The sequence below is a fragment of the Romboutsia sp. 13368 genome, from assembly GCF_018336475.1.
Classification (GTDB): Bacteria; Bacillota; Clostridia; order Peptostreptococcales; family Peptostreptococcaceae; genus Romboutsia.
This window is the reverse complement of record NZ_CP048741.1, coordinates 2179025-2189190: the sequence shown is the minus strand read 5'-3', so window position 1 is coordinate 2189190 and position 10166 is coordinate 2179025. Positions and strand designations below refer to the sequence as shown.

Genomic DNA, 10166 nt, shown 5'->3' with positions numbered 1-10166 from the left:
GTTTTGGAATATAATAAAATAATAATTATTAACTATTTTGAAATTAATCCCAAAAAACAAAGGAGGGTATAAAATAGTGAAAAAAATTATTAGGAAAATTTCTGATGTTATAAATAAAATGAAACCTACTCAAATAATGGTAATAGGATATGCTATTATAATATTAGTAGGAGCAATTTTATTGAGTATGCCAATATCTACTCAAAATGGAGAAAGTATAGGTTTTTTAGATTCATTATTTACATCAACTTCAGCAGTTTGTGTCACAGGTTTAGTTGCAGTAGACACGGCTACGTATTGGAGCTTTTTTGGACAACTAATAATTATAACCTTAATACAAATTGGTGGATTAGGTTTTATGACTGTGACAACATTGTTTGCTTTAATAATCAAGAAAAGAATAAATTTAAGAGAAAGGCTTTTAATACAAGAATCTTTAAATCAAATAGACTTATCTGGATTAGTTAAATTAACAAGGTACATATTACTTACAACTTTTTTAATAGAGGGAACAGGAGCATTATTATTATCAACTGTGTTTATACCACAGTTTGGAATCTTAAAAGGTATTTGGTATAGTATATTTCATGCTATATCAGCATTTTGTAATGCAGGATTTGACTTAATGGGAGTTGTTAGTGGTCCGTTTTCATCACTTACATCTTATGTAAATAATTTCACTATATCGATTACAATATCATTGTTAATTATATTAGGTGGAATAGGATATCCTGTTATCTTAGATGTTATAAAAAATAAAAAGCTATCTAAATTAAACTTACATTCAAAGATAGTAATTTTTAGTACTGTTACTTTAATATTATTTGGAATGGTATTTATATTTGCACTAGAGTTTAATAATCCAGAAACTTTAGGAAATTTAAGTTTTGGAGGCAAAATATTAGCATCGTTCTTCCAATCAGTTACACTTAGAACAGCTGGATTTAATACAATAGATTTAGGGCTTATGAGAGAGTGTAGTATATTTTTAATGATGATATTAATGTTTATAGGAGCATCTCCAGCATCTACAGGTGGAGGAATAAAGACAACTACAATAGCTACATTAGTGTTAACAGTTAAATCATTTATATTTCAAAAACAAGATATAGAGGTTTATCAAAGAAGGATAAGCGAAACTACTGTTAAAAAATCTTTTGGAATATTTTTTATAGGTATAACTCTATTTTTAATAGGAACTCTTATTATATCTATAACAGATCCAGATTTTAGTATACTTGAAGTTGGATTTGAAGTAGTATCTGCTATTGCCACTGTTGGGCTTAGTATAGGTGGAAGTCCAAATTTAAGTGTTTTAGGAAAAATATTTATAATAATGTTTATGTTTATTGGTAGAGTTGGATCTTTAACTATATTTATGGCATTAACATCAAAAGGAATAAAGAAAAATCCTCCTATTAGATACCCAGAAGGTAAAATAATAGTTGGATAAATAAAATAAATTTATTTAGTATATGGAGAGGTAAAAGTTATGAAACAATATATAGTTATAGGATGTGGAAGATTTGGATCTTCAGTAGCTACAACTATGCATCTATTAGGTCATCAAGTAATGGCTATAGATAAGAGTGAAGAAATAGTTCAAAATATAGTTGACAAAGTTACACATGCAGCTATAGTAGATGTTACAGATGAGCTAGCTTTAAGATCAATTGGATTAGGAAATTTTGATGTAGCAATAATAGCAATAGGCTCAGATATAAGGGCATCTATAATGGCTACACTTATAGCTAAAGAAATGGGTGTATCTCAAATTGTTTGTAAAGCAAAGGATGAATTACAAGCAAAAGTTCTTTATAAAATAGGAGCTGATAGAGTGGTATTCCCTGAAAGAGATATGGGTGTTAGAGTTGCTCATAACCTAGTTTCAGATAATATACTTGACCATATTGAGTTAGACCCAGAATATTCTATAGTAGAAACAGTTACACCAAAGAGTTGGGTAGGAAAAACACTTATAGAATTAGATTTAAGAGCAAAATATGAAATTAGTATACTTGCGATAAAGAATGGAAAGAGTATAAATGTAACTCCGCATCCTACTGAGCAACTTAAAGAAGGAAGTATATTAGTTTTAATAGGACAAAGTAGTAATATAAGTAGTATTACTTCAGAAAATAAAGATATAATTAGGAGAAAATAGCTATGTCTATGATGATAACAGCTAAGGATAATGACAAAGTAAAATATACTAAATCATTATTAAAATCAAAAAATAGAAGCAAAGAATCAAAATTTATAATAGAAGGATATAGAATATTAACTCTTGCTATAGAATGCAAAGCAAAGTTAGATTATGTATTTATAAATGAAGATTTTGAAAAAAAACAAGAACATAAAGATTTCTTAGATATATTAAAGAGTAAAGATATAAGAGTATATAAAACTACAAATAAAATATTTGAAGATTTAACAGATACTGAAAATACTCAAGGTATAATAGGTGTTGTTAAATTTAAACAAAGAAGTTTAGAAGAAAACTTAACTGATGATAATAGATTTGTATTAATATTAGATAGAATACAAGATCCAGGTAATATGGGAACAATAATAAGAACTGCAGATGCAGCTGGAGTAGATGCAATAATAGCATTAAAAGGATGTGTTGATATATACAATCCAAAGGTAATAAGATCAACTATGGGTTCTATATTTGATATGAATGTAATTCATGCTACTCAAGAAGAAGCAATAAGAATTCTTAAATTAAAGAACTTTGATATAGTATCAAGTTACTTAGATACAAATAATTATTATAATACAGTAGAGTACAACTATAAAACTGCATTAGTAATAGGTAATGAAGCTAATGGAATAAATGATGAATTAGTATCAAAATCAGATGTACTGGTTAAAATACCTATATACGGAAAGGCAGAGTCTTTAAATGCAGCAATAAGCTCTGCAATATTAATGTATGAAATTAAAAAATACTTAGTTTAGAAGTTGTTAATATCATATTTAATATGTTATAATTAATTAAAAACTATACTTTGAAATACAATGAAAGAGAAAAGTATTTTGAATTAACTTAGTTCAGAGATAAGTACCATGGCTGAAAGTACTTTCTAAGCATTTAAAAGAAGTTCGCTCTGGAGTATTAAAGCTGAAATTAATAGTAGGCTTTAACGTTAAAACGCGTTAAGTTTATTTGAGGTGGTTTAAAATTTATAATTTTAAACTACTAGGGTGGTACCGCGAAATAATAGTCTTTCGTCCCTAGATTGGGATGAAGGGCTTTTTTTAATATGTAAATAAATAGTGAAAGGATGATTAATAGTGCARGWRRWWTKAMWTWWWTWAYWWKAARCTRCTAGGGTGGTACCGCGAAATAATAGTCTTTCGTCCCTAGATTGGGATGAAGGGCTTTTTTAATATGTAAATAAATAGTGAAAGGATGATTAATAGTGCAAGAAAAATTACTTAATTTACAAGAAGCTGCTTTAAATGAAATTAAAGATACTTCTAGTATAGAAGCTGTAGAAAGTCTAAGAGTTAAGTACTTAGGTAAAAAAGGTGAAATAACTGCTATCCTTAAAGAAATGGGTAAGTTATCTGCAGAAGAAAGACCAGTTATAGGACAAGTTGCTAACAAAGTAAGAGAATCTATAGAAGGAAGTATATCTTCAAAGAAAGAAGAATTAAAATCTATAGAAAAACAAAGAAAATTAGCTGAAGAGGTTATAGATGTTACTATGCCAGCAAAAGCTGTAAAAGTAGGAAAGAAACATCCTATATCTCAAATAATAGATGAAGTAAGTGAAATATTTATGGGAATGGGATTCTCTATAGGTGAAGGTCCAGAAGTTGAAACAGTAGAGAATAACTTTGATGCATTAAATGCACCAATAGACCATCCATCTAGAGATATGAGTGATACATTCTACATAAATAGTGAATTATTACTTAGAACTCAAACATCTCCAGTTCAGGTTAGAACTATGAAAGGTCAAGAATTACCTATAAAAATAATAGCTCCAGGAAGATGTTTCAGATTTGATGCTCCAGATGCTACACATTCACCAATGTTCCATCAAATAGAAGGACTTGTAGTTGGTAAAGATGTAACWATGGCTCAATTAAAAGGAACATTAGATATGTTCGTTAAGAAGTTATTCGGAGAAAATACAAAAACTAAATTTAGACCACACAACTTCCCATTCACAGAACCAAGTGCAGAAGTAGACGTTACTTGTTTTAAGTGTCAAGGTGCTGGATGTCCTATGTGTAAACAAGAAGGATGGATAGAAATATTAGGTGCAGGTATGGTTCATCCAAATGTACTTAGAAACTGTGGAATAGATCCAGAAGTTTATAGTGGATTTGCTTTCGGTATGGGTGTAGATAGAATAACTATGCTTAAATATGAAATAGATGATATAAGATTATTATTCGAAAATGATATGAGATTTTTAGATCAATTTTAATTAGGAGGGTTTGAATATGTTAGTACCTTTAAAATGGCTTAGAGACTATGTTGATATAGATGTAGATACACAAGAATTTGCTGATATGATGACTATGACAGGGTCAAAGGTTGAGAAAGTAGATTACTTTGGAAAAGAAACAAATGGGGTTGAAGTATGTAAAATACTTGAAATAGAACAACATCCAGATGCAGATAGATTAAAAGTTACAAAAGTTGAAGTTGCAAACGGAGAAATACTTCAAATAGTAACGAATGCTACAAATATAAAAGTAGGAGATTATGTACCAGTTGCTAGAATAGGTGCAGTATTACCTGGAGACTTCAAAATAAAGAAAGGTAAGTTAAGAGGAGTATTATCAGAAGGGATGTTCTGTGGTGCTGAAGAATTAACTATACCATCTGCATTTGTTGAAGAACACAAAAAAGATGGAATATATATATTAGACCATCAAGATTCATTTGAGCTAGGAACAGATGTAAGAGAAGTTTTAGGAATAAATGATGCATTAATAGAATTTGAAATAACTTCAAATAGACCAGACTGTAGATCTATAATAGGTATAGCTAGAGAAGCTGCTGTTACTTTAGGAAAAGAATTAAAATATCCAGAAATAAAAGTAAATGGTTCAGATGAAGAAATGCAATTTGAAATAGATATACAAACAGATTTATGTAAAAGATACTGCGGTAAAGTTGTTAAGGATGTTAAAGTAGGACCATCTCCATACTGGATGCAAAGAAAGCTTATAGAAGCTGGAATGAGACCGATAAGCAACATAGTAGATATAACAAACTATGTTATGTTAGAACTTGGACAACCACTTCATGCATTTGATTTAGATGATATAAAATACAATAAGATGACTGTTAAAATGGCTGAAGAAGGTGAAAAGTTTACTACATTAGATGGTGTTGAAAGAACTTTAACATCAGATATGTTAGTAATAGGAAACCAAGATAAAACTTTAGACTTAGCAGGAATAATGGGTGGAGAAAACTCAGAAATAAAAGATACAACAACATCAATATTAATAGAAGGTGCAAGTTTTGCTAAAGAAAACATAAGAGCTACATCTAAGAAATTAGGTCTTAGAACAGAAGCATCTTCAAGATTTGAAAAAGGAATAGATATAAACTTAGCAGAAGTTGCTGTTAATAGAGCATGTCAATTAATAGAAGAATTAGGATGTGGTAGAGTTCTTAATGGAATGCTTGACCATTACCCACAAAAAGAAGAAGTTCAAAAAGTAACTGTTAACCCAGTAAGAATAAATAAATTATTAGGTGTTAATGTACCTATGGACCAATTCATAAATATATTAGAAAGCTTAGAATTCAAATGTAACTTAGTATCTTCAGAAGTATTAGAATTAGAAGTACCAACATTTAGATTAGATATAACTGAAGATGCAGATATATTAGAAGAAATAGCTAGAATATATGGATATGATAATATACCAGCTGCTGATTTAGAAGGAAATGCTACTGCAGGTGTTAAAACTGATAAGCAAAAATTCATAGACAGTGTAAAAGCTAACTCAATAGCTTGTGGATTAAATGAAATATTAACATATTCATTTGTAAGCCCAAGAGGCGTAGACAAAATAAACTTAGCATGTGATGATGAAAAGAGAAACTTTGTTAAGATAATAAACCCATTAGGTGAAGAAACTTCTGTAATGAGAACTACTTTAATACCTAATATGTTAGATGTTATATCTACAAATATATCTCATAAAGTAGAAGAAGTATCTGCATTTGAATGTGGAAATACATTTACACCACAAGAAGGATTACCAGTAGAAACTAAGAAATACTGTGTAGGAATGTATGGTAAAGAAGTAGACTTCTTTGTATTAAAAGGTGTTGTAGAATCTGTACTTAATAATGCAGGATTAAAAGGTTATGAAATAGAACCTGAAACTACAAATTTAACATTCCACCCAGGAAGATGTGCAAAAATAGTGTATAATAATATATATATAGGAACTTTTGGTGAATTACATCCAGATGTTATAGAAAACTACAACTTAGGTCAAAGAGTTTATGTTGCTGAAATAAACATAGATACAGTATTTGAAAACTTAACTTTAACTAAATCATATAATCCATTACCAAAATATCCATCTACATCTAGAGATATAGCATTAATAGTTAAAGATGAAGTATTTGTTAAGCAAATAGAAGATATAATAAAAGCTAATGGACAAGACTTAGTAGAAAGCTATAAATTATTTGACGTTTATAAAGGATCTCAAATAGAGGAAGGTTATAAGTCTATAGCGTATTCTATAACATATAGAAGTAAGGATAAAACTTTAACTGATGAAGATGTAGCAAAAGTACATGATAAGATATTAAGTGAGCTAAGTGAAAAATTAAATGCAAACTTAAGATCAAACTAACTAACGTAGGGGGCGTGTTAGTATGAGTGAATTAAATAAAGTTATAGTAAATATTAATGGTTCTGAATATCCAATGGTAGGTCCAAAACCAGAAGAATATATGCTAAAAGTAGCAAGATATGTTGATCAGGAAATCAGAAAAATAACAACTGCAAATCCAAAATTAAGTACATCATCAGCATCAATATTATCAGCTATAAATATAGCAAATATATTCTTTGAATGTTGTGATGAAAATGATGACTTATTAAAAGAAAATGAAGAACTTAAGAAAAAGGTTGGAAATGGAGAAGAAGAATTAAAGCTAGAGATGAAAAAATTAGAATTATCTCTACAAGGTAAAGCTAAATCTGAAGAAGATTTAAAAAGCAAGATAGATGAGTTAAATAAATTAATCGAAGAACAAAAAAGTAYAATTTCTAAGTTAGAAAGTGATGTACAATCTAAAGATAAAGAAATTGAGACATATAAAGTTGAAAATGATGAGCTTAAGGATTTAACTAAAATTGCTGAAGAAAAAGCTAGAGTTGCCGAACAAATGTCTTCGAAGTTCCAAAATGATGCATATAGGGTACAATTGGAGAAAATAGAGATTGAAAATGAATTAAAATTCTATAAAGCAACTAGATAACAACAAATTAAGCCTTCAGGGTAACCTGAAGGTTTTAATTTTAATATTTAAGGATATTATATATTTATAAGAAATATTCCTTAAAGGAGGATAAAATGAGAGACGTAGAATTATTAGCACCCGTGGGGTCTTTTGAAGCATTAAAAGCAGCAGTACAAAATGGAGCAAATGCAGTGTATCTAGGAGGAAAAGATTTTGGAGCAAGAGCATCTGCAAATAATTTTGATAGAGATGAATTAAAACAAGCTGTAAAGTATGCACATATAAGAGGAGTACAAGTTTTTGTAACTACAAATACATTAAGAAAAGAAAATGAAATTGAAGATTTTTTAGAATATGCAAAATTTTTATATGATATAGATGTAGATGCAATAATACTTCAAGATATAGGTATGGCAAGACTTATAAAAAGAGAGTTACCTGATTTTGAATTACATGCAAGTACTCAGATGGTTGCACATTCACTAGAAGATGTTAAATATTTAGAAGGTGTAGGATTTGATAGAGTAGTACTTGCAAGAGAAGTTACAGTAGAAGAAATTAAACATATATGTGATAACTGTAAAGCTGACATAGAAGTTTTTGTTCATGGAGCATTATGTGTATGTTATTCAGGACAATGTTTAATGAGTTCTATGATAGGTAATCGTTCAGGTAATAGAGGAAGATGTGCACAACCTTGTAGACAAAGATATGAACTTGTTGATGTATATACAGGAGAAGTTGTAAATAGCAATGGAGATTATTTATTAAGTCCTAAAGATTTAAATACAATAGAAGAAATTGATAAAATAATAGATGCAGGAGTACATTCTCTTAAAATAGAAGGTAGAATGAAAAGACCAGAGTATGTTGCAACTGTTATAGATGGTTATAGAAAAACTATAGATGAATATTTAGCTACAAATAAATTAAATGTTTCAGATGAAACAATAAGTGATTTATACACAATATTCAATAGAAAATTCACTAAGGGATTATTACTAGGTGATGTAGGTAAGGATATGATGAACTCACAACTTCCTAATAACCAAGGACTATATGTAGGTACAGTAGTAGATTATAATAAAAAAGCAAAAAGATTAAAAATAAAGCTTGCAAATACTCTTAAAAAAGGTGATGGTATAAACCTTGGTGGAGGTACTATAGGTAGAATAATAAAAAATGGAAATATAGAAACTATAGGCTATAAGGGTGAAACTATTGAATTAGACTTTGTTGGAGAAGCAAGAAAAGGACAAATAGTATTTAAAACATCTGATAGTGAATTAATGGATAGAGTTCAAGCTACATTTACACAAGATAAGGAATTTGTAAAAAATATAATTGATGCAAAAATAACTATAAAACTAGGTCAAAAACCAATACTTACATTAGCTGATAGACATAATAATGAGGCAACTATAGAAGGTGATAAAATAGTTGAAGAAGCTATGAAAGTAGCCTTAAGTAAAGAAAAAGTAGAAACTCAACTAAGAAAACTTGGAAATACACCTTATGAACTAGATACATTAGAAATAGAATTAGATGATAATGTTAGTTTACCAGTTAGTTTATTAAATCAAATGAGAAGAGATTGTATTGAAGCTTTAGACCAAGAAAGAATAAGTATAAAAGATAGAAAATACAAAGACAAGAAAGTAAAGTACAACCCTGTACAATACAATAGAAATAAAGAACAAGAAATATCTGTTAAAGTAAAAAATCTAGAACAATTAGAAAGTGCACTAGAGTGTAACATAGATAGAATATATTACGAAGATACTAACACAATAGATAAGGCTATGAGTTTAGCTATTAAATATAATAAAAAAGTAATATACTCTGCTCCTAGAATAATAAGAAATAAAGAATATAATCATTTAGCTAAGGCTAACAATGCAGGTGTTGAATCTGTACAAGTAGGAAATTATGGATCAATAGATTACTTTAAAGGTAAAGAATTAAATATAGATTACTACTTAAACTCATTTAATAGTGAAACTATAAATTACTATAAAGAAATAGGAGCAGATACTTTATGTATATCTCAAGAATTAAATATAAATGAGATAAAAGAAACAATAAAGTATACTGATATAAATATAGAATCTGTAGTTTATGGATACACTCCACTTATGATAACAGAATACTGTCCTATGGGAGTAATAGTTCGTGACTGTAAAAAAGATAAAAGAGTTGCTAAATGTAAAGAAAGTATATATGCTTTAAGAAACTCTAAAGGAGATGAATTTAGAGTTTCACAAGATATATTCTGTAGAAGTACAATATATAATTCAAATGTAACTTGTATGCTAGATAACTTATATGAATTACATGAAATAGGTATAAATGTACTTAGATTAGACTTTACATTAGAAGATAAAGATACTGTTAAAGAGGTTATAGAAGCATATCAAGAAGTATTATCTAATGGATATAAATTAGGGAGTAAAGCTACTAAACTTTATAATAAATTAGATGAAAAAGGAACAACAGCAGGACACTATTATAAAGGTGTAGAATAATGTAGAATAMTTATAGGATAATAATGTGCTAAATTGACTATATTTAATAAATATGATAATATTACAAAATAATAAAAGTTAAATAATGCTCTGGGTAGATTATCCAGAGCATTAATAATTTAAAGGCTAAAAAATTTGAAATAATAGAAATACTTATTGATTATAAGTATAGT

Annotated in this window: 7 protein-coding genes and 1 other annotated feature; all 7 genes read left to right on the top strand. The window is 28.5% G+C overall.

Annotated features, from left to right (window positions below; translation table 11 throughout):
* Positions 1-76: 76 nt before the first annotated feature.
* The 7 genes from G3997_RS09125 to G3997_RS09095 all read left to right on the top strand — a co-directional run bounded on the left by G3997_RS09125 (position 77) and on the right by G3997_RS09095 (position 9993).
* Entirely contained in the window at positions 77-1453 is a 1377-nt protein-coding gene (locus G3997_RS09125; protein ID WP_330616132.1) for a TrkH family potassium uptake protein, read from the top strand.
* A gap of 39 nt (positions 1454-1492) precedes the next feature.
* Entirely contained in the window at positions 1493-2164 is a 672-nt protein-coding gene (locus G3997_RS09120) for a potassium channel family protein (RefSeq protein ID WP_296645468.1), read from the top strand.
* A 2-nt stretch (positions 2165-2166) separates the two neighbouring features.
* Complete coding sequence (locus G3997_RS09115) at positions 2167-2964, top strand: TrmH family RNA methyltransferase (RefSeq protein WP_296645467.1); 798 nt, start codon at positions 2167-2169, stop codon at positions 2962-2964.
* Positions 2965-3015: 51 nt separating this feature from the next.
* Positions 3016-3245: a binding site (T-box leader), on the top strand.
* A 183-nt stretch (positions 3246-3428) separates the two neighbouring features.
* Positions 3429-4448 carry a phenylalanine--tRNA ligase subunit alpha gene (gene pheS, locus G3997_RS09110; RefSeq protein ID WP_296645466.1) on the top strand — a complete coding sequence of 340 codons (1020 nt, stop codon included), beginning with the start codon at positions 3429-3431 and terminating at the stop codon, positions 4446-4448.
* Positions 4449-4464: 16 nt separating this feature from the next.
* Positions 4465-6855 carry a phenylalanine--tRNA ligase subunit beta gene (gene pheT, locus G3997_RS09105; RefSeq protein ID WP_296645465.1) on the top strand — a complete coding sequence of 797 codons (2391 nt, stop codon included), beginning with the start codon at positions 4465-4467 and terminating at the stop codon, positions 6853-6855.
* 22 nt (positions 6856-6877) lie between these two features.
* Positions 6878-7486 carry a cell division protein ZapA gene (gene zapA, locus G3997_RS09100; RefSeq protein WP_296645464.1) on the top strand — a complete coding sequence of 203 codons (609 nt, stop codon included), beginning with the start codon at positions 6878-6880 and terminating at the stop codon, positions 7484-7486.
* A 95-nt stretch (positions 7487-7581) separates the two neighbouring features.
* Positions 7582-9993, top strand: coding sequence for a DUF3656 domain-containing U32 family peptidase (locus G3997_RS09095; RefSeq protein ID WP_296645463.1), 2412 nt, complete (start codon positions 7582-7584; stop codon positions 9991-9993).
* Positions 9994-10166: the final 173 nt, after the last annotated feature.

Coding starts and splice junctions, on each gene's coding strand:
- G3997_RS09095 (WP_296645463.1), top strand. CDS start 7,582: ATGAGAGACGTAGAATTATTAGCACCCGTGGGGTCTTTTGAAGCATTA.
- pheT (WP_296645465.1), top strand. CDS start 4,465: ATGTTAGTACCTTTAAAATGGCTTAGAGACTATGTTGATATAGATGTA.
- G3997_RS09115 (WP_296645467.1), top strand. CDS start 2,167: ATGTCTATGATGATAACAGCTAAGGATAATGACAAAGTAAAATATACT.
- G3997_RS09120 (WP_296645468.1), top strand. CDS start 1,493: ATGAAACAATATATAGTTATAGGATGTGGAAGATTTGGATCTTCAGTA.